Source organism: Pseudomonas sp. Wu6 (assembly GCF_019891515.1).
Classification (GTDB): domain Bacteria; phylum Pseudomonadota; class Gammaproteobacteria; order Pseudomonadales; family Pseudomonadaceae; genus Aquipseudomonas; species Aquipseudomonas orientalis_A.
The window spans coordinates 56,439-77,791 of the sequence record NZ_JAFLXH010000034.1 but is presented as its reverse complement, the minus strand read 5'-3'; the positions used below and the strand labels follow the sequence as shown (position 1 = coordinate 77,791).

13 protein-coding genes are annotated in these 21,353 nt (G+C 61.3%); 7 read left to right on the top strand and 6 right to left on the bottom strand.

Going from position 1 to position 21,353, the window contains the following annotated elements; genetic code table 11:
- Positions 1 to 331 precede the first annotated feature (331 nt).
- From J1G34_RS21200 to tpx, 5 genes are all read right to left on the bottom strand, one after another.
- Positions 332 to 1,873 (bottom strand): efflux transporter outer membrane subunit, encoded by a 1,542-nt coding sequence (locus tag J1G34_RS21200; protein ID WP_083203232.1) that lies wholly within the window; start codon positions 1,871 to 1,873, stop codon positions 332 to 334.
- Positions 1,870 to 4,977 (bottom strand): efflux RND transporter permease subunit, encoded by a 3,108-nt coding sequence (locus tag J1G34_RS21195; RefSeq protein WP_065887321.1) that lies wholly within the window; start codon positions 4,975 to 4,977, stop codon positions 1,870 to 1,872. The genes J1G34_RS21200 and J1G34_RS21195 overlap by 4 nt, the downstream gene beginning before the upstream one ends.
- Entirely contained in the window at positions 4,974 to 8,075 is a 3,102-nt protein-coding gene (locus J1G34_RS21190) for an MdtB/MuxB family multidrug efflux RND transporter permease subunit (protein ID WP_065893191.1), read from the bottom strand. Before J1G34_RS21190 ends, J1G34_RS21195 begins: the two co-directional genes overlap by 4 nt.
- On the bottom strand, positions 8,072 to 9,370 hold the full coding sequence (locus J1G34_RS21185) for an MdtA/MuxA family multidrug efflux RND transporter periplasmic adaptor subunit (RefSeq protein WP_222994587.1): 1,299 nt from the start codon (positions 9,368 to 9,370) through the stop codon (positions 8,072 to 8,074). The genes J1G34_RS21190 and J1G34_RS21185 overlap by 4 nt, the downstream gene beginning before the upstream one ends.
- Positions 9,371 to 9,602: 232 nt before the next feature.
- Complete coding sequence (tpx, locus tag J1G34_RS21180) at positions 9,603 to 10,103, bottom strand: thiol peroxidase (RefSeq protein ID WP_065893188.1); 501 nt, start codon at positions 10,101 to 10,103, stop codon at positions 9,603 to 9,605.
- A 159-nt stretch (positions 10,104 to 10,262) separates the two neighbouring features.
- Here tpx and J1G34_RS21175 point away from each other — a divergent pair, with 159 nt between their 5' ends.
- The 3 genes from J1G34_RS21175 (at position 10,263) to J1G34_RS21165 (ending at position 16,416) form a co-directional block, all read left to right on the top strand.
- On the top strand, positions 10,263 to 11,552 hold the full coding sequence (locus J1G34_RS21175; RefSeq protein ID WP_222994586.1) for a glycosyltransferase: 1,290 nt from the start codon (positions 10,263 to 10,265) through the stop codon (positions 11,550 to 11,552).
- 71 nt (positions 11,553 to 11,623) lie between these two features.
- On the top strand, positions 11,624 to 12,529 hold the full coding sequence (locus J1G34_RS21170; protein WP_065893185.1) for an AraC family transcriptional regulator: 906 nt from the start codon (positions 11,624 to 11,626) through the stop codon (positions 12,527 to 12,529).
- 110 nt (positions 12,530 to 12,639) lie between these two features.
- On the top strand, positions 12,640 to 16,416 hold the full coding sequence (locus tag J1G34_RS21165) for a hypothetical protein (protein WP_222994585.1): 3,777 nt from the start codon (positions 12,640 to 12,642) through the stop codon (positions 16,414 to 16,416).
- Positions 16,417 to 16,500: 84 nt separating this feature from the next.
- On the opposite strand, the gene J1G34_RS21160 is transcribed toward J1G34_RS21165, so the two are convergent.
- Complete coding sequence (locus tag J1G34_RS21160; protein ID WP_158254535.1) at positions 16,501 to 16,770, bottom strand: chitin binding peritrophin-A domain-containing protein; 270 nt, start codon at positions 16,768 to 16,770, stop codon at positions 16,501 to 16,503.
- Positions 16,771 to 17,080: 310 nt separating this feature from the next.
- Between J1G34_RS21160 and J1G34_RS21155 the strand changes: the two genes are divergently transcribed.
- The 4 genes from J1G34_RS21155 to J1G34_RS21140 all read left to right on the top strand — a co-directional run bounded on the left by J1G34_RS21155 (position 17,081) and on the right by J1G34_RS21140 (position 21,346).
- On the top strand, positions 17,081 to 18,352 hold the full coding sequence (locus J1G34_RS21155; protein ID WP_370671709.1) for an ABC transporter substrate-binding protein: 1,272 nt from the start codon (positions 17,081 to 17,083) through the stop codon (positions 18,350 to 18,352).
- A 135-nt stretch (positions 18,353 to 18,487) separates the two neighbouring features.
- Positions 18,488 to 19,378, top strand: a complete 891-nt coding sequence (locus J1G34_RS21150) for a carbohydrate ABC transporter permease (RefSeq protein ID WP_065887342.1) — start codon at positions 18,488 to 18,490, stop codon at positions 19,376 to 19,378.
- Positions 19,379 to 19,388: 10 nt separating this feature from the next.
- On the top strand, positions 19,389 to 20,219 hold the full coding sequence (locus J1G34_RS21145; RefSeq protein ID WP_065887345.1) for a carbohydrate ABC transporter permease: 831 nt from the start codon (positions 19,389 to 19,391) through the stop codon (positions 20,217 to 20,219).
- A gap of 23 nt (positions 20,220 to 20,242) precedes the next feature.
- Complete coding sequence (locus J1G34_RS21140; RefSeq protein ID WP_222994584.1) at positions 20,243 to 21,346, top strand: ABC transporter ATP-binding protein; 1,104 nt, start codon at positions 20,243 to 20,245, stop codon at positions 21,344 to 21,346.
- Positions 21,347 to 21,353 lie beyond the last annotated feature (7 nt).

Genomic DNA, 21,353 nt, shown 5'->3' with positions numbered 1-21,353 from the left:
TTTGCGCTTTTCAAAAGTGAGCCGCCGTCAGGGCGGAACCCTAAGTGGCCGTTACCGCAGAAACGGATATGTACTCGGTCTGATCCAACATCCTGGTCGGCCCTGAGGCCGCCATCGGGGGCAAGCCCCCTCCCACATTTGGACCGGGATCGATCCAAAATCCTGGTCGGCTCTGAGGCCGTCATCGGGGGCAAGCCCCCTCCCACATTTGGACCGGGATCGATCCAACATCCTGGTCGGCTCTGAGGCCGCCATCGGCAAGCCCCCTCCCACATTGACCGAAGCGTGTCATTCGGGTAGCAGCATAGGCCATCCCGAGATTGAATTACCCCTACTTATCTTGGTCGGCCGGACGGGTGTTCCCATCCCACCCCCCACCCAACGCCGCAATCAACTGCACACTCGCCACCAACCGCGACTGCAGCAAGTTCAGTACCGTGCGCTCGTTACTCAGGGCCGTTGCCTGCACGGTAACCACGTCCAGATAGGCAATCAGCCCCGCCTTGTACTGGTTCTCGGTCAACCGCAACGACTCGCGAGCAGACTCCAGCGCCTCGTTGCTGACCACCGCTTCGTCGGCCAGCACCTTGAGCTGCACCATGTAATTTTCGACTTCGCGGAACCCATCCAGTACGGTCTGACGGTACTTGGCCACGGTTTCGTCATAGCTGGCCACGCTGCGGTCGACTTCCGCCGAGCGCTGGCCGCCGTCGAACAGCGTCATGGCCAGCTTCGGGCCCACCGACCAGAAACGGTTCGGCAGGCTGATCCAGTCTTCATAGGTGCTGCTGGAGTAGCCCCCCGCCAGGCTCAAGGTCAAGTCAGGATAATAGGCGGCCTTGGCCACACCAATATTGGCGTTGGCTGCAATCACCGAACGTTCGGCCGACGCGATATCCGGGCGGCGCTCCAACAGCTGCGACGGCAGGCCCACGGGAATCTGCGGCAACGCCGGGATGTCCTTGCTGACGGCCAGGCTGAAATTGGCCGGCGCTTCGCCGATCAATACCGCAATGGCGTTTTCCAGCTGGGCACGCTGCCAGATCAGGTCGATCAGGCTGGCCTGGGTGGTCTTGAGCTGGGTTCGCGCCTGGGCGATAGCGTCCTTGCCGGCAACACCGGCGCGGTACTGGTTTTCGGTCATCTGCTGCGAACGCTGGTAGGTGTCCAGCGTGGCTTGCAACAAACGCGTCTGTTCATCCATGACGCGCAACTGCAGGTAGCTCTGCACCAGTTCCGACTGTTGGCTCAGGCGCATCGCCGCCAGGTCTGCCGTGCTGGCCTCGGCGCTGGCTTCGTTGGCCTCCAGGCCACGGCGCAATTTGCCCCAGACGTCGGCTTCCCAGCTCACGCCCAGTTGCGCATTGAGGGTGTCGCGAATACCGCTGCTGGAACTGCTCAGGCTCGCGCTGCTGCTGCCGGTACCCTGGCTGGCGCGGGTTTTACCGACGCTCAGGTCGACGCTGGGGTAAAACGCCCCGCGAGCACTGCGCACCAGTGCCTGGGCCTGACGGAAACGCGCCTCGGCCTGGGCGACGGTCTGGTTGGAACTGTTGAGGCGTACCACCAGCTCGTTCAGTTGGCGGTCGCCGTACAGCTCCCACCACGCGCCCCGGGCCAGGGAGTCGCTCGGGTTGGCCTGGCGCCAGCCCTGGGCTTGCTTGAATTGTGCCGGTTCGACCACGGGCGGACGCTGGTAATCGGGGCCGATGGCGCAGGCGCTGAGCAACAACGCCAACCCCACTGTAGGCGCGAGCTTGCTCGCGAAGGTCGTCAACGATAACGCGCCGAGCTTGGAAGAACGCGGTGTCTGCACGTTTTTCGCGAGCAAGCTCGCTCCTACAGTGGGGTTCGCGTTGGTTGAATCATTCATAGCGCAGTGTCCAGGGCAGCATCGGTACGCACGCCGCGCCAGGCGTTGAAGCGGTGGCGCGCGCGGTCTAGATAGAGGTAAACCACCGGGGTGGTGTAAAGGGTCAGGATCTGGCTGAACACCAGGCCGCCAATGATGGTCAGGCCCAGGGGCTGGCGCATTTCCGCGCCATCGCCGGCGCCGAGCAGCAGCGGCAAGGCGCCAAGAATCGCCGCCAGCGTGGTCATCAGGATCGGTCGCAGGCGCAGCAGGCAGGCGCTGCGAATCGACTCCAGCGGGCTCATGCCGTCATGCCGCTCAAGCTGCAGCGCCAGGTCGATCATCAGGATCGCGTTTTTCTTCACCACCCCGATCAGCAGGAACAGCCCCAACAACGAGATCAGGCTGAACTCACCGCCCAGCAGGTAGATGGACAGCAACGCGCCGACGCCGGCCGAGGGCAAGGTCGACAGAATCGTCAGCGGGTGGATATAGCTTTCATACAGCACGCCCAGCACCAGGTACACCGCCACCAGCGCGCCGAGAATCATGAACGGCTGGCCCTTCTGGGTCGCGGCGAACGCATCGGCGGTGCCGGCCATCTTGGCGATCACGTCTTCCGGCAGGCCGACCTTGGCAATCGCGCGCTCGATGGCGGCAGTGCCCTGCTCCACCGTCACGCCTGGCGCCATGTCGAACGCGATGTTTTCCGAGGCGAACTGGCCTTCATGGCTGACGCGGTCATCGGCCAGGCTGTTTTCATAATGGGCAATGGTCGACAGCGGCACGCGCGCGCCATCGGCGGTAATCACCTGCACCTGGTTGAGGGTAATCGGGTCCTGGGCATATTTGGGATTGACCTCCATCACCACCTGATACTGGTTGAGGCTGTCGTAGATCGTGGAAATCTGCCGCTGACTGTAGGCGTTGTTGAGCACCGAGGTGACCATGGCCATGTCGATCCCCAGGCGCTTGGCCTGGTCGCGGTCGACAATCAGGGTGACCTGGGCCGCGCCGCGCCCTTCGCGGGCGTCGATGGCGGTCAGCTCCGGCAGCTCGCGCATGGCGGCCACCACTTTGGGGTACCACAGGCGCAACGCGGCCAGGTCACCGCTTTGCAGGATGTAGGAATACTGCGCGCTGGTCTGGTCGCGGCTGCCGCCGAATTGCAGGTCCTGGTCGGCCATCAGAAACAGACGCCCGCCGGGGACCAGCGGCACTTCCTTGCGCAGTCGCTCGATCACGGCCTGGGCCGAGATTTTGCGCTCGGCAATCGGTTTGAGGCGCACCAGCATCACCGCGTTGTTGGTGCCGCTGTTGCCGCCGATAAAACCGGCCACGCTGAGCACCGCCGGGTCCTTGAGCACGGCCTGGCGGAAGATTTCCATTTTCGGCTGCATCACGTTGAATGACAGCCCGTCATCCCCGCGCACAAAACCAATCAACTGACCAGTGTCCTGCTGGGGCATGAAGGTCTTCGGCACCACCACGTACAGCGCGATGTTCACGCCCACGGTCAGCAACAGGCTGAGCAGGGTCAGGCGTCGATGGCGCAGCACCCAGTCCAGGCTGGTGGCATAGGCGGCGACCATGCGTTCGTTGATGCGGTGGCTCCAGCGCTGCAAGCCGGTCATCTGCCCTTTGACATGGGGCTTGAGCCAGCGTGCGCAGAGCATCGGGGTCAGGGTCAGCGACACGATCAGCGAAACGATGATTGCCGCCGACAAGGTGATGGAAAATTCACGGAACAGGTTGGTGACGATCCCGCCCATGAACAGGATGGAGAGAAACACCGCCACCAGCGACACGTTCATCGACAGCAAGGTAAAGCCGACTTCCTGGGCGCCCAGGTACGCGGCCTTCATCGGCGGCACGCCTTCGTCGATATGCCGGGAGATGTTCTCCAGCACCACGATGGCATCGTCCACCACCAGGCCGGTCGCCAGGATCAGCGCCATCAGCGAGAAGTTGTTCAGCGAAAACCCGTACAGGTACATCACCGCAAAGGTGCCCACCAGCGACACCGGCACCGCCAAGGTGGGGATCAACGAGGCGCGGAAGTTGCCCAGGAACAGGTACACCACCAGCACCACCAGGGCCACGGCGATCAGCAGGGTCATCTCGGCTTCGTGCAAGGTGGCGGTGATGACCGGCGAACGGTCCATGGCCAGGTTGAGCTTGACGCTGGACGGCAGCACCGCCTGCAACGCCGGCAACTGCGCCTTGATCTGGCGCACGGTTTCAATGATGTTGGCGCCGGACTGGCGGTTGATCACCAGCAGTACCGCCGAATCGTTGTTGAAAAACCCGCTGTTGTAGCGGTCCTCCACGCCGTCGCTGATCTTCGCCACATCACTCAGGCGCAACGCCGCGCCGTTCTGGTAGCGAATCAGCAACGGCTCGTAGTCCTTGGCTTTTTCCAACTGATCGTTGGCCTGGATCTGCCAGTTGCGTTCGCTGTCTTCCAGGGAACCCTTGGGCCGGCGCTGGTTGGCGTTGGCGATGGTATTGCGCACATCATCCAGGGCCACGCCGTACTGATCGAGGGCCTTGGGCTCCAGCTCGATGCGCACGGCCGGCAAGGAGCTGCCACCAATCTGCACTTCGCCCACGCCCGGCACCTGGGACAGGCTCTGGGACAGAATGGTCGAGGCCAGGTCGTACAGCTGGCCCTTCTGCAACACGTCGGAGGTCAGCGACAGCACCATGATCGGCGCCTGGGACGGGTTGATCTTCTTGTAGGTGGGCATGCTGCGCATGCCGCTGGGCAGCAGGTTGCGCGACGCATTGATTGCCGCCTGCACTTCCCGCGCCGCGCCGTTGATATCGCGGTCGGAATCGAAGGCCAGAATCACCCGCGTGGAGCCCTGGCTCGATGAACTGCTCATGGTGGTGATGCCGGCAATCGCGCCGAACGAGCGCTCCAGCGGCGTGGCCACGGTAGACGCCATCACCTCGGGGCTGGCGCCCGGCAAGCTGGCCGACACCACAATTACCGGGAAGTCGATCTGCGGCAACGGCGACACCGGCAGCAAATTGAAGCTGACGCCACCGAGCAACATGATCGCCAGGCTCAGCAGCATGGTGGCTACCGGCCGGCGAATGAAAGGTCCGGACAGGTTCATGGTTCAACCGGCTCCAGGCTTTGCGGCTCTTTACGCCAGCGCCGGCCAAGACGGTCGAAATACAGGTAAATCACCGGCGTGGTGAACAGCGTCAATACCTGGCTCACCAGCAACCCGCCGACCATCACCAGGCCCAGAGGCTGGCGCAATTCCGCACCGGAGCCGCTGGCCAGCATCAACGGCACCGCACCGAACAAGGCCGCCAGGGTGGTCATCAGGATGGGCCGGAAGCGCAGCAGCGCCGCCTGGTAGATGGCGGTCTGCGGGTCCAGGCCCTGGTTGCGCTCGGCGTCGAGGGCGAAGTCGATCATCATGATCGCGTTCTTCTTGACGATACCGATCAGCAGGATGATGCCGATGATCGCGATCATGCCCAGGTCATTGCCGCTGAGCAGCAAGGCCAGCAAGGCACCCACCGCCGCCGAGGGCAAGGTCGAGAGAATGGTGATCGGGTGGATATAACTCTCGTAGAGCACGCCGAGCACGATGTACATGGTGACCACCGCCGCCAGGATCAGCAGCAAGGTGCTCGACAGCGAGGCCTCGAACGCCTGGGCCGCGCCCTGAAACTGGGTCTGCACGCCGACCGGCATGCCGATGTCCTTCTGGGTCTGGTTGATCAGCTCCACGCCTTTGCCCAGCGCGACCCCGGGGGCCAGGTTGAACGACATCATCACCGCCGGGAACTGGCCGATATGGGCAATCGCCAACTGCGCCTGGCGCTGCTCCACATGGGCCAGGCTCGACAGCCGCACCTGGCCGCCGTCGGTGGTCTTCACATGGATCTGGTTGAGCGCGGCCGGGCCGAGGGTTTCGCCGGACTGGGCCTGCAACACCACGCGGTACTGGCTGGCCTGGGTGTAGATGGTGGAAATCTGCCGCTGGCCGAAGGCGTCATAGAGCGCGTCAGTGATGGTCGAGACGCTGACGCCCAGGCGCGAGGCGGCATCGCGGTCGATTACCAGGTACACCTGCAGGCCTTTGTCCTGCAGGTCGCTGGCCACGTCGGTGAGTTCCGGCAACTGGCCGAGGGCATGCACCAGCTTGTCGCTCCACAGCGCCAGCAACTCGGCGTCCGGTGAGGACATGCTGAATTGATACTGGGTACGGCTGACGCGGTCTTCGATGGTCAGGTCCTGCACCGGCTGCATGAACAGGCGGATACCCACCAGCTTATCGATGGCCGGTTGCAGGCGCGCGATCACCTGCACCGCGCTCAAGTCGCGCACGCCATGGGCCTTGAGGTTGATCAGCAAGCGACCGCTGTTGAGGGTGGCGTTATCACCGTCCACGCCAATGTAGGAGGACAGGCTTTCCACCGCCGGATCGGCGAGGATGATCTTCGCCAGTTCCTGCTGGCGCTGGCTCATCGCGGCAAACGAAATCGACTGCGGCGCTTCGGAAATGCCCTGGATCACCCCGGTATCCTGCACCGGAAAGAAGCCCTTGGGCACCACCAGGTACAGCACCACCGTAAGGCCCAGGGTGGCGATGGCCACCAGCAGGGTCAGCGGCTGGTGCCTGAGCACCCATTGCAGCTTGCGCCCGTAGGCATCGATCAACCAATCGATCCAGGCGCCGCTGGCTTTGTAAAAGCGGCCCTGCTCTTCTTCCTTCGGTTCACGCTTGAGCAATCGTGCGCACATCATCGGCGTGAGCGTGAGGGACACCACCAGGGAAATCAGGATCGCCACCGCCAGGGTAATGGCAAACTCGCGAAACAAGCGCCCGACCACGTCGGCCATGAACAGCAGCGGGATCAATACGGCGATCAGCGACAGCGTCAGGGAAATCAGGGTGAAACCGATCTGCTTGGCGCCCTTGAGCGCGGCGGCCATGGGCGTCTCGCCTTCCTCGATATAACGGGAGATGTTCTCCAGCATCACGATGGCGTCGTCCACCACAAAGCCGGTGGCAATGGTCAGGGCCATCAATGTCAGGTTGTTGACCGAGAACCCCGCCAGGTACATCACGCCAAAGGTGCCGACCAGCGACAGCGGTACGGCGATGGACGGAATGATCGTGGCGCTGACCCGGCGCAGGAACAGGAACGTCACCATCACCACCAGGGCGATGGCGATCAGCAATTCGTGCTGCACATCCTTGACCGACGCGCGGATGGTCTGGGTGCGATCGGTGAGCACCGTCACGTCCAGGCCCGCCGGCAGGTTGTCGGTGATGCTCGGCAGCAGGGCCTTGATACGGTCAACCACCTCGATCACGTTGGCGCCCGGCTGGCGCTGGATATTGAGCAGCACGGCCTGGTTTTCGTTGGCCCAGGCGGCAAGGCGCTCGTTTTCGGCGCCGTCGACGATCTGTGCCACGTCCTTGAGGCGCAACGGCGCGCCGTTGTTGTAGGCCAGGATCAGTTCGGCATATTGCTCGGGAGATACCAACTGGTCGTTGGCATCGAGCATCGACACCCGCGTGGGCCCGTCGAAGTTGCCCTTGGGCTGGTTGACGTTGGACGCGGCGATCAGGGTGCGCACATCCGACAGGTTCAAGCCATTGGCCGCCAGGGCCTCGGGGTTGACCTTGATGCGCACCGCCTGGCGCTGGCCGCCGGCGATGCTGACCATGCCGACGCCGCTGATCTGCGCGATCTTCTGCGCCATGCGCGTGTCGACCAGGTCATTGAGCTTGGGCAGCAGCATGGTCTTGGAGGTGATCGCCAGGGTCAGCACCGGGGTGTCCGCCGGGTTGACCTTGTTGTACACCGGCGGCGCCGGCAAGTCCTTGGGCAACAGGTTGGTGGCGGCGTTGATCGCAGCCTGCACCTGCTGCTCGGCGACATCCATATTGATGTCGAGGTTGAAGCGCAGGGTCAGTACCGACGCACCGCCCGAACTGGTGGAGGCCATCTGGGTCAGGCCGGGCATCTGCCCGAACTGGCGCTCCAGCGGCGCGGTGACCGCGCTGGTCATCACGTCGGGGCTGGCACCGGGGTACAGCGTCATCACCCGAATGGTCGGGTAATCCACCTGGGGCAAGGCCGAAACCGGTAGCAAGCGGTAAGCAATCAGGCCGGCCAGCACGATGGCGAGCATGCTCAGCGTGGTGGCGACCGGCCGCAGGATAAACAGGCGCGACAGGTTCATGCGCCGACCTTTTGCGCCTTGCCGGCGTCAGTACCGGTCTCCCCTTTCGCCGCGGGCTTGCCTTGCAGGTGTTCGGTCGGCGTGGTCGGCACTTCGTTGCTGTCGTTGACCACTTCGATTTCGCTGCCGTCCTTGAGACGGTCGGTGCCTTCCATGACCACCCGATCACCCGCCGCCAGGCCTTGCTTGATCACGGTGTTGTCGCCATCGGTATCACCCACCACCAGCGGCTGGACCTTGACCTTGTTGTCGCCATCGAGCTTGTAGACAAAGGTGCCGCTGTTACCGAACTGGATCGCGGCGGACGGTGCCAGCACCACGTTGTGCAAGGTGTCGGCCAGCAAGTGCACATTGACGAACTGGTTGGGAAACAGCGCCTGATCCTTGTTATCGAAACGCGCCTTGAATTTCAGGGTGCCGGTGGTCACGTCGATCTGGTTGTCCAGGCTCTGCAGCACGCCCACCGCCTGCTTTTTCGTATCGCCACGGTCCCAGGCTTCCACCGGCAGCTTGTTGCCGGCGTGATAACGGGTGAGGACGGTGTCCAGGGTGTTTTCCGGCAGGGTGAAGGCCACGCTGATCGGTTGGGTCTGGGTGATCACCGCGAGGGCTGTGGTGTCGTTGGCAGCGACCAGGTTGCCGACGTCGAGCTGACGCAAACCGACGCGACCGGCAATCGGCGCACGGATCTTGGTGAATTCAAGGTTGAGCTTGGCATCGTCGACCGCGCCCTGGTTGGTCTTGACCGTGCCCTGGTATTGCAGGACCAGCGCTTCGGCGGTGTCCAGGGTCTGCTTGGCGATACTGTCCTGGGCGTACAGGCCGCGATAGCGTTGCACATCGACCTGGGCGTTTTTCAACTGCGCCTGGTTCTGCAGCAACGTGCCCTGGGCCTGGAGCAAGGCGTTCTGGTAGCTGCGCGGGTCGATCTCGGCGAGCAAATCGCCGGCCTTGACCATTTGCCCCTCTTCAAAGGCGATCTTCACCAGCTCGCCGCCCACCCGGCTGCGCACGTTGATGGTGTTGAGCGCGGTCACCGTGCCCAGGGCCTTGTAGTACACCGGGAACTCCCCCAAAACAGCCGGCGCCACGCGCACCGGCACCGGGCCGGTTGCGCCGCCGAACCCTGGGCGCGCCATGCCGGTCTTGCCGGTGTGCCCGGCCGGGGCGTCTTTATGGGTCGCGCCGCCGGGCCAGAATTTCCAGCACAGGCCGGCGATAACCAGCAGCACGAGCAGGCCAAACAGCCAGCGGCGGGAGTTGCGGGGGGAGGATTGCATGGAGTGATCAACCATTGGGCGCGAGAGCTTCTTCTTTGGGAGGCTGAAAGATAAGCACTGGAGCGCATTTAGAAAAGCGCCTTTACCGGCTATTTACCTTGGGCTTACAACTTTTAAAATTCGGGTCCTGGTCTGCGGGCTGTTTCGCTAAGCTGCTGACACCCAAATAAAAACGGCCTGGACTAGGCCAGGCCGCAAGCTTGCATCATACGTGTGACTGCCTTACGACAGTCATGCGCAGAAACAGTTACTTCAAAACAGCCAGGGCTGCTTCGTAGTTTGGCTCCTGGCCGATTTCGGCAACCAGTTCGCTGTGCAGCACCTTGTCGTTCTCATCCAGCACCACAACGGCGCGAGCGGTGAGGCTGCGCAGCGGGCCTTCAACGATGTCTACGCCGTAATCCTGGGAGAACGCGGCGCTGCGGAAGTCCGACAGGCTCTTGACGTTGTCCAGGCCTTCGGAGCCGCAGAAACGTGCCTGGGCAAACGGCAGGTCCGAGGAAATGCACAACACCACGGTATTGTTCAGGTCGTTGGCCTGGGCGTTGAACTTGCGCACCGAGGTCGCGCAGGTCGGGGTGTCGACGCTTGGGAAGATGTTCAACACTTTGCGCTTGCCGGCGAAGCTCGCCAGGGTCGCGTCCGACAGGTCGCCGGCGGTCAGGGTGAACTCGGGCGCCTGGGTGCCGACTTGTGGCAATTCGCCTTCAACCTGGACCGGGTTGCCTTTAAGGGTGACTTGAGCCATGAACGGAATCCTTATGCTGGGTTTTGGTTAAACGAATTCGAGAGGCCGAAGTTAACCACAAAGTGCCGACGCTACCTACCGCCAGACACAAATTGTCATGCCGCCGGGTTGTGGTTTAATTGCGCGCTTTTCGCCTGTCCCTCAAGGAAACCGCTGTTGATGAATCAGCCTGCCACCAAAGTCCTGGTCATTGGTTACGTCTGGCCGGAGCCGCGCTCCTCGGCTGCGGGCGGGCATATGATGCAAATCCTTGAGAGTTTTCTTACACAGGGTTGGGACATTACCTTCAGCAGCCCGGCGACCATCGGCGAACACAAGGCCGACTTGCCCGCACTCGGCATCGCTGAATGCGCCATTGAACTGAATAACAGCAGCTTCGATGATTTTGTCCGCGAACTGGCCCCGGATATCGTGCTGTTCGACCGTTTCATGATGGAAGAGCAATTCGGCTGGCGCGTCGAAAAGTGCTGCCCCGACGCCCTGCGCGTGCTGGAGACCTCTGACCTGCAAAGCCTGCGCGACGCCCGCCACCAGCGTTTCAAGGAGCACGTAAAGGCCAACCCCGACAGCGACGACCTCAGCGCCCTGTTCGCGCCGGCGCTGGAGAACGAGTTCCAACGCATGGCCGATACCGACCTGGCCAAACGCGAAATTGCTGCCATTTACCGCTGCGACATCAGCCTGATGATCTCCGACGTGGAAATCCGTCTGCTCACCGAACAGTTCAAGGTGCCGGCCGCCCTGCTCCACTGGTGCCCGCTGATGCTGCAACCGCCCAGCGCCGCGTTTGCGCCGTTTGAAGAGCGTGCGCACTTTCTCAGCATCGGCAACTTCCGCCATGCGCCCAACTGGGACGCGGTGCTATGGATGAAGAACAGCCTGTGGCCGCTGATCCGCCAGCAATTGCCGGGCGCGCAGTTGCATATCTACGGCGCGTACACACCGCCCAAGGCAACCGCCCTGCACAACCCGGCCCAGGGTTTTCATGTGATGAACTGGGCCGAAGACGCGCTGCAGGTGATGAGCGCCGCGCGTATTTGCCTGGCACCGCTGCGCTTTGGCGCGGGCATCAAGGGCAAGTTGATCGATGCGATGCTGTGCGGCACGCCCAATGTCACCACCCCTATCGGCGCCGAGGCCATGGGCGATGATCAGCCCTGGCCGGGCGCCATCGAACACAGCGCCTCGGCCCTGGCTGCCGCCGCCGTGAGCCTCTATCAGGACCGCGAACGCTGGACCCAGGCCCAGGAAAACGGTCGTCAACTGCTTGCCCAGCGCTACGACCAATCGGTCCACGGGCCTGCGCTGGTGGCCTGCCTGGAACACTGCCGCCACCACCTCGCCGCCCATCGCCGGGACAACTTCACCGGCAGCATGCTGCGCCATCATGCGCATAAAAGTACCCAGTACATGTCCCAGTGGATCGAGGCAAAAAACCGCACCCTGTAATGCTGTCACTGGCGAGGTCGCGCGCGACGGGGCATTATCCTACGCAGCGACCACAATAAAGCGACGGCAACATGACCCGAGCAACGCGCATCACCGACCCTTCCTACGAGCTGATGGACGATCACAACGGTCTGTCCATCATCTATCGCCAGCACGGCTTCCCCTGCCCGCTGGTGCGCTGGCACTTCCATAAGGAATACGAACTGCACCTGATCGTCGCCAGCTCGGGCAAGGTGTTTATCGGTGACTACATCGGCAACTTCTACCCGGAAAGCCTGTTTCTGACCGGCCCCAACCTGCCCCACAACTGGATCAGCCAGGTGGAGGAAGACGAGGTAGTGCCCAAGCGCGACATGCTGGTGAACTTCACCGATGAGCTGTTCGAACACGGCAGCCACATCTTCGCCGAACTCAAGAGCCTGGCGCCGTTGCTCGAGCGCGCCCATTACGGCATCGAATTCCGCTGCAAAAAGACTATCGCCCAGGCCATGACCCTGATGCAGCAGATCGAGGACGCCCACGGCATGGCGCGCCTGGGGCACTTTTTTATCCTGCTGGAAGTGTTGAGCGCCTGTGAGGACTACCAACTGCTGTCTGGCGTGACCACCCCACAGCAAGCCGACGAACACAGCATCGACCGCACCAACCGCGCGGTGGACTACATCTTTGCCCACTACGCCCGGGAGTTGCCGCTGGAAGAAGTGGCGGAGTACCTGGGGATGAAGCCGACGTATTTTTCCCGGGTGTTCAAACAGGCCACCGGGCGCACGTTCATTGAGTTCGTCAACCGACTGCGCATCAGCAAGTCCTGCGAACTGTTGGCCGATGGCGACAAGGCGGTGACGGATGTGTGCTTTGAGTCGGGCTTCAATAACATTTCCAACTTCAATCGGCGCTTTCAGCAGCTCAAGGGCATGACCCCGTCGCACTATCGGCGGCTGGCCGTGCAACGGTTGACCGAGCGGAACCAGGCCTGAGTCTTCACTAACCACTCGTCGCTTCTGTCAACTTTGACAGCTATCCGCTCTGCTGCCAGGGGTGTGTGATTTCCTTGCCCGGTTTCATCACTGTACAAGGAGCGCTCACTATGAAAGAAATAACGTCCTCCAACCTGCCCATTCCCCTGTATCAATCCCCGCCCCACGAGCCCGCATCGCCCTCCGCCGTCGACCTTGACCCGCCTTATGTCAACGGCGCGCTGCAGCCGAATCTGGATGCTGACGTGGGGTTGGGCATTCGACAAATCGATCCGTGGCTGATCGTGACGTTTGAAAGATGGTTTAACTTCAATGTCGGTGACACCTATAAATTTTTCGCCGGCAGCACCAGCTACGCCTTGGCTGCAGGCGAGGTCTACCCGGAAGATGTGTACAAGGACCGTGTGCAGTTGGTCATTCCCGCATCGCTGGTGCCCGAAGGCACGATTTATCCCTGCTTCGGTGAAGTGACCAGAGTGGCCAGCGCCACGCCCAGCACATCCCCACCTCAGACGTGGTTCACCAAAACCACGCGGCCAGGGGGACGCAGCATCTACCCATGGTTCCACTCGAACCTGGTGATACACCTGCCTGATGATCTCAAGGACACGACGTTGGACCCCGTGCGTGCCCAGGCGGGTGTGGACCTGACCTGTGACTTTTATCCGTTCTGCACGGTAGGCGACACCATTGAAGTGTGGTGGAACGGTATCGCTGTTTTTCAAAAAATCGATCAGCAACACGTTGATGGTCTTAAGCCCATCATCGTGCATGTCCCTGAAGAAACCATTATTTCAGGGGGCAGCGGCGCAGTTTCCATTCTCTTCCGGGTGTTTGACCGCGTACTCAACTATTCCGGGGAAGACCCACAGTGGTCGAAGGTGATCAAGCTGGAGGCCGACCTTGAACCCGGCATGCTTGATCCGCCGCACTTCGTGGTGGGCGGTAAGTCAGTCGACGAGCTGAATTTCGACACCCAGGGAGACGAGGTGTTTAGCGCGGAAATGGTCGTTCCGCGTACGCTACCCGCGCTCTACCCTGGTGGTCCGTCCACACCTACACCAACAGGCGCGCTGATCCACGTCAAACTGACCCAGTTCTACCCCGATGGCTCATCCAACGTCGTGACGCTGCCGGCATTTGCTGCGCGTATCGGCCTTTCGTCCTCCATCGTGTTGGACAACAAGTACCTCGAAGACGTGATCGATGGACAATTGCGCATCGAATATACCCTGACGACGGCCAGTGGCGCCTTCCTGCGCGCTTCTCGACGCTTGGGTATTCGCGTGTTCGGCACGAAAAAAATGATGCCCCCAATGCGAATCGAGCAAGACGAGGGCGGCCTGATTGACCCGGAACACCCTTTCATCAAAGCCATTTTCCCGGTGTATAGCCCTTACTCACCCAACAACAGTGTGACCTTTCGCATGGAAGCACCGCGACCTGGTGGTGGACTGATTGACTACGAAGAAACCGTGAACGCAGGTGCACCACCGCCACCTGACCGCTTTCGCATCGTACTGCAGGAGGATTTTGCGCCCTTCATTGGCGTGGGACCGGTCAAGGTCTACTACCTCGTCAACGACCACACGATGCGTACCCTCGGCCCAGGCGTACAAACGGTGCGCAAGTCCGAAGTATTGGAAGTCATATTCGGATCGGTCGTCGCTGAGTTGCCTGCGCCGCTATTGCAGTATGTCGACGTGTTCGACAACCTGGACCCTGCCAGCGTGATCGGAGGTCAGCTCAAGCTGACGCTGCCCTACATACGCACGGTCCCTGGGGACAAGTTCCTCTGGACATGGCTGGGCGCCAACGCCAGCGGAACCACTGGAGGGGAAGTCGAGCTCTTTTCCGATACGGCCGGCAAACCGGTGGTGGTCCTGGTGGACGAAGCGTTCGTCATTGCCAATGACAATAACGAGATCCGCCTGAGCTACACCTTGGTACCCAAGGACGGCAGCCGACGCCGTTATTCGGAGCGCCGGACCATTACTGTGGGCCAGGCGCTGACCCTCCTGCGTCCCGAGGTCTCGCAGGCCACGCGCTATCCCGACCAGTTGGCGGCAGTGGCCGCGTTAAACGGCGCGACTGTTGTCGTCGAGTACCCGCAGATGCTGCCTTCCCACCAGGTTCGCTGTTGCTGGACCGGCATTGCGGGCATCGGTACTTATTGCGAGACCCAATACGGCAGCTCTTCGAAAGTCCTGCACTTTCATATCGACCCGGAGGTGGTGGGCGCCAATATCCAGGCCCAGGGACACTTCATTGAGGTGCAGTACTTCGTCATGCGAGGCGAGCATGAGACCCCTTCGCCAGTACTGGCCCTGGAATTGTTGCCACCGCCACTGACAGAACCCTACATAGAAGGCCATTCTCGTGATGGCGTGCTGAATCTCGCCACATTGAACGGCACTGAACGCGCGATTGAAGACCACTGGCACTTCAGTCATCGGTTCCAGCGCATGTGGTTCGAGATGTCCGGCACCTACGCTGACGGCTATCCCTTCTACCACAGCTTTTACACCGCTGACCTGGTGACACAGGACGGCGAATTGAACGGTATTCGTCCACCGGCGCCGGTCGCTGAATTGCGCAAGCTCAAGGACGGCTCCCCACTGAGCATGCGCTTCGGGGTAACGTTCGACCGCAGCGCCGAACTGTCTAATGCGGTGTGGTTCAAGGAGCGGCGCTATACCATTCAGGCCTTGCCCACGCAGTTCCCGGTGCCGAGCCTGATCGAGGCAACCGGCTCCGGCACACGGGTCACCCTGGCCCCCTTGAATGCGCAGTACGGGGCGCATGTGCAGGTGTCCTACGGCCCGATGTATAGCAGCGACATCCTCTTCGTGGAAGTCCTGGGCAGTACCGCTGCCGGCTCAACCGTGATCGGGCCGAAGTACGGCGAAACCGATGGCACCGTCATCGTCGACGTGCCCGCATCAGTGATCGCCGCGAATATCGGCAACACGTCCACGCAGTTCACGATCAGGTATACGGTGACACGAGGCGGGGAAACCCGGCCTTCGGTACCGCTCACGGTCAGTCTTGAAAGCCTGCCGCTGGCCGAACTGAAAAAAACCGTGATTCGTATCGACCAAGCCTCCGCCAACGGCGTGATCGATGTGGATGCCCTGCCCGGCAACGCCACTGCCAGGGTGACGACCTTTGCATTTATGCGCCCGGGTCTGCCCGTATGGCTGTATTTGTACGGTGTCAGAGCCGACGGTACGCCGCATAACCTGACCCTGATGAATGGTTCCGACAGGGCCGAGGTCGACGCGGCCTGGATCAGCCAGGGTTATCACCTGGAAACCGTATTGAGCAATTACCTGCGAGACCTTGGCAATCGCAGCCAACTGACCCTGCAATTCAAAGCGGCGCTCAATGGTGTAAGGGATGAATTGCAGGCGATTGAATTTCCACCCACCCGTTACACGCTGCAAAGCGTGATGATCAAGGAGTGCACGACGTTCAATGACAATTACATGAACTACTGGCTCAGTGAATGGCCGGATGCGGGCATTCGCCGCGAATCGAATGGCAACTATTTCTGGCAGTCAACACCGGGTACCGGCAGTGGCGTCAGTCTGTACAAAGTGCTTACGCCTGCCGCCGCGGGCTACTACCGCGTCAGCTTCCGCTACAGGATCAACAAGTTTGCCGCGATTGGGGCGCCGACCTTTGTCGAGATTCACCTGGGCACCTTGAAGTGGACGCAAAACGTGCCGCAGATCAATACTTGGCTCAGCGTCAATGTGGCACTCGGTTATTTGCCCGGTAAACCGTTCGAGGCCTCGGTTTCGGTCAGAAACCCAACCACCGGTGGGGTGTATGACATCGATGATATCTGTATCACACAGACGCCGTATCCGACCGTGATGTAGATGTAAAAAAGGGATCGGTACCTGGGTACCGATCCCTTTTCAATGCCTTGGTGTGGCGTGAAAGTGTCAGGACAGGCAGTCCCGTCAGGGTCTCACACAGGCTTGCTTGGACTCATCGAACTCCAACCCGGTCGGGCAGTTATAGGGATATTGAATCCACCGTTGAATGCTGGTGTTATAGACACACCGATGGAATCCACCTACCACATTGGTGCTTTTAAAATAGCCCGCTTTGGTACATGGCGGGTCTCGTGAATCCAACGCCGATCCGGTGCTGCACGCACTGAGAAAACCTGCAATCATCAGGCCTAATAGCGCTTTATTGGTTTTGAGGTTTACACGGAAAAGGTTCATGAACATCTCCAGGTGGGTGTATGCCTGGCCATTAACTCCCCGTTGTTTTTCTGCGTCTACTGTCAGAATTAACAGGTGACCGCGTCATGACGCTGCGCTACCGCTGTACCCGTGCAGTGCAAAAAAGTATCAGTCCCAGTGCTCCCAAGGATTTGTCATCGCGGCGTTTGCGGGCTGTAATCAACGCACACTCTTCCTGACTCCCTGTGGGAAGACACAACAACAATAACCGTCCTTCTGTAGCCCTCTGGGCGCGGAAATGGAGTGCGCGATGAAGTTCACAGCAAAAGCTCTCATAGCCTTTTCTTGCATGACCCTCAGCGCCGTCAGCCTTGGCGCGCAAACCCTGACCATTGCCACCGTCAACAACAGCGACATGATCCGCATGCAGAAGCTCTCGAAAACCTTCGAGGCCGAGCATCCGCAGATCAAGCTGAACTGGGTGGTGCTTGAAGAAAACGTGCTACGCCAACGCCTGACCACCGACATCGCCACCCAGGGCGGGCAGTTCGATGTGTTGACCATCGGCATGTACGAAGCCGCACTGTGGGGCGCCAAGGGTTGGTTGGAACCCATGAAGGACCTGCCGGCGTCCTACGACCTTGACGACGTATTCCCTTCAGTACGTGACGGCCTGTCCGTCAAGGGCTCGCTGTACGCCCTGCCGTTCTACGCTGAAAGCTCCATCACCTATTACCGCACCGACCTGTTCAAGGACGCCGGGCTGAGCATGCCCGAGCACCCGACCTGGACCCAGATCGGCGAATTCGCGGCCAAACTCACCGACAAATCCAAAGAGCAATACGGCCTGTGCCTGCGCGGCAAAGCCGGTTGGGGCGAGAACATGGCGCTGATCACCACCCTGGCCAACGGCTTCGGCGCGCGCTGGTTCGATGAGAAATGGCAGCCCGAATTCAACGGCCCCGAGTGGAAGGACGCGCTGAACTTCTATGTCGACAACATGAAAAAATCCGGCCCGCCGGGTGCCTCCAGTAACGGCTTCAACGAGAACCTGGCGCTGTTCAACAGCGGCAAGTGCGCGATCTGGGTGGACGCCAGCGTGGCCGGCTCGTTTGTCACCGACAAAACCCAGAGCAAGGTGGCCGAGCACGTCGGCTTTACCTTCGCCCCGCACGAGAAGACCGACAAGGGCACTTCGTGGCTGTACTCCTGGAGCCTGGCGATCCCCACCAGTTCCAAGGCCAAGGACGCCGCCAAGGTGTTCACCAGTTGGGCCACCTCTAAAGAATATGGCGCATTGGTCGCCAAGACCGACGGCGTCGCCAACGTCCCGCCAGGCACGCGCAAGTCTACCTACAGCGACGAGTACATGAAGGCCGCGCCATTCGCCAAGGTGACCCTGGAATCGCTGAAAGTGGCGGACCCGACCAAGCCCACCGAGAAGCCGGTGCCGTATATCGGTATCCAGTTGGTGACCATTCCCGAGTTCCAGGCGATTGGTACCCAGGTCGGCAAGTTCTTCTCCGGTGCATTGACCGGTCAGCAGACCGTGGATGCCGCGTTGACCGCCGCGCAGACCACCACCGAGCGGGAAATGAAGCGGGCTGGTTACCCCAAATAACCCCCATAACCTGTAGGAGCGAGCTTGCTCGCGAAGGTATTCCAAGCGCATCGCGGTGTCGGATGTACCTTTTTCGCGAGCAAGCTCGCCCCTACAGGGCTTTTGCGCACCTGTCTCTATCTGGTTCTGATCACCATGAATACAACGCCCAAAAACCGCCTGGCCAACCCCGGCTGGTTCCTCGTCAGCCCCTCGGTGGCCCTGTTGCTGCTGTGGATGATCGTGCCGCTGGGCATGACCCTGTACTTTTCGCTGATCCGCTACAACCTGCTCTACCCCGGCGAAAACCAGTTCGTGGGGCTGGAAAACTTCACCTACTTCGTCACCGACTCGGGCTTTCTGCCCGGCGCCACCAATACCCTGTTGCTGGTGGGCAGTGTGTTGCTGATCAGCGTGGTGTTCGGCGTATTGATCAGTGCGCTGCTGGAGGCCAGTGAATTCCTCGGGCGTGGCATCGTGCGGGTGATGCTGATTTCGCCGTTCTTCATCATGCCCACCGTCGGTGCGTTGATCTGGAAGAACCTGATTTTCCACCCGGTGTCGGGGATTCTCGCCGCCGTGTGGAAGTTCTTCGGCGCCGAGCCCGTGGACTGGCTGGCGCACTACCCGTTGCTGTCGATCATCATCATTGTGTCGTGGCAGTGGCTGCCCTTCGCGATCCTGCTGCTGATGACCGCCATGCAGTCTCTGGACCAGGAACAGAAGGAAGCCGCACGCCTGGACGGGGCCGGCGCCATTGCGATCTTCTGGCACCTGACCCTGCCCCACCTGGCCCGTCCGATTGCCGTGGTGGTGATGATCGAAACCATTTTCCTGCTCTCGGTGTTCGCCGAAATCTTCACCACCACCAACGGCGGCCCCGGCTACGCCTCGACCAACCTCGCCTACCTGATCTACAACCAGGCGCTGGTGCAGTTCGACGTGGGCATGGCCTCGGCCGGCGGCTTGATTGCCGTGGTCATCGCCAATATCGCGGCGATCATCCTGGTGCGGATGATCGGCAAAAACCTGACTGACAAGCCTTGAGGGCCGCGCCATGACGCTTCAACAATCCCGCCGCCTGCAAAGCCTGCTGCTCGGTACGTTGGCCTGGGCCATCGCGATCCTGATTTTCTTCCCGATCTTCTGGATGGTGCTGACCAGCTTCAAGACCGAAATCGACGCGTTCGCCACCCCGCCGCAGTTCATCTTCACGCCGACGCTGGAGAACTACCTGCACATCAACGAGCGCAGCAACTATTTTGCCTACGCGTGGAATTCGGTGCTGATTTCCTTCAGCGCCACCGCCTTGTGCCTGCTGATCTCGGTGCCGGCCGCCTACTCCATGGCGTTCTATGAAACCCAGCGCACCAAGGGCACGCTGCTGTGGATGCTGTCCACCAAGATGCTGCCACCGGTGGGCGTGCTGATGCCGATCTACCTGCTGGCCAAGAGCTTTGGCCTGCTCGACACGCGCATTGCGCTGATCATCATCTACACCCTGATCAACCTGCCGATCGTGGTGTGGATGGTGTACACCTACTTCAAGGACATCCCCAAGGACATCCTCGAAGCCGCCCGCCTGGACGGCGCCACCCTGTGGCAGGAAATGGTCCGCGTGCTGCTGCCGATCGCCAAGGGCGGCCTGGCGTCGACCGTGTTGCTGTCGCTGATCCTGTGCTGGAACGAGGCCTTCTGGTCGCTGAACCTGACGTCCTCCAGCGCCGCGCCGCTGACTGCGCTGATCGCCTCCTACTCCAGTCCCGAAGGCTTGTTCTGGGCCAAATTGTCCGCCGTGTCGACCCTGGCCTGCGCGCCGATCCTGATCTTTGGCTGGATCAGCCAGAAGCAGTTGGTACGCGGCTTGTCCTTTGGCGCCGTCAAATAATAATTCCAAGCGGAGGGCCCATCATGGCCAACCTGAAAATCAAGAATCTGCAAAAAGGCTTTGAAGGTTTTTCCATCATCAAGGGCATCGACCTGGAAGTGAACAACAAGGAATTCGTGGTGTTCGTCGGCCCGTCGGGCTGCGGCAAATCCACGTTGCTGCGGCTGATCGCCGGCCTGGAAGAAGTGACCGAGGGCACCCTCGAACTGGATGGCCGCGACATCACCGAAGTGACCCCGGCCAAGCGCGACCTGGCGATGGTGTTCCAGACCTACGCGCTGTACCCGCACATGAGTGTGCGCAAGAACATGTCGTTCGCCCTGGACCTGGCCGGCGTCGACAAGAAAATCGTCGAGAGCAAAGTCAATGAAGCGGCGCGCATCCTGGAGCTGGGCCCGCTGCTGGAGCGCAAGCCCAAGCAGCTCTCCGGCGGCCAGCGCCAGCGCGTGGCGATTGGCCGGGCGATTGTGCGCAACCCGAAGATTTTCCTGTTCGACGAACCGCTGTCCAACCTCGACGCCGCCCTGCGCGTGCAGATGCGCCTGGAACTGGCGCGCCTGCATAAAGAGCTGCAGGCGACCATGATCTACGTGACCCACGATCAGGTCGAAGCCATGACCCTGGCCGACAAAGTCGTGGTGCTCAACAGCGGCCGCATCGAACAGGTCGGCTCGCCGCTGGAGCTGTACCACCAGCCGGCCAATCTGTTCGTGGCGGGTTTTCTCGGCACGCCGAAGATGGGTTTCCTCAAGGGCAAGGTCACCCGTGTCGAAGGCCAGGGCTGTGACGTGCAGCTCGACGCCGGCACCCTGATCAGCCTGCCGCTCAGCGGCGCCAGCTTGAGCGTGGGCAGCGCGGTGACCCTGGGCATTCGCCCCGAGCATCTGGAAATCGCCGCGCCGGGCCAGACCACCCTGACCGTCACCGCCGACGTCGGCGAGCGCCTGGGCAGCGACACCTTCTGCCACGTCATCACCGCCAACGGCGAGCCGCTGACCATGCGCATCCGTGGCGACATGGCCAGCCAGTACGGCGAGACGCTGCACCTGCACCTGGACCCGGCGCACTGCCATCTGTTCGACACCGATGGCGTGGCCGTCACCCGCCCCCTGCGCGCCGCCGCCTGATTTCGCG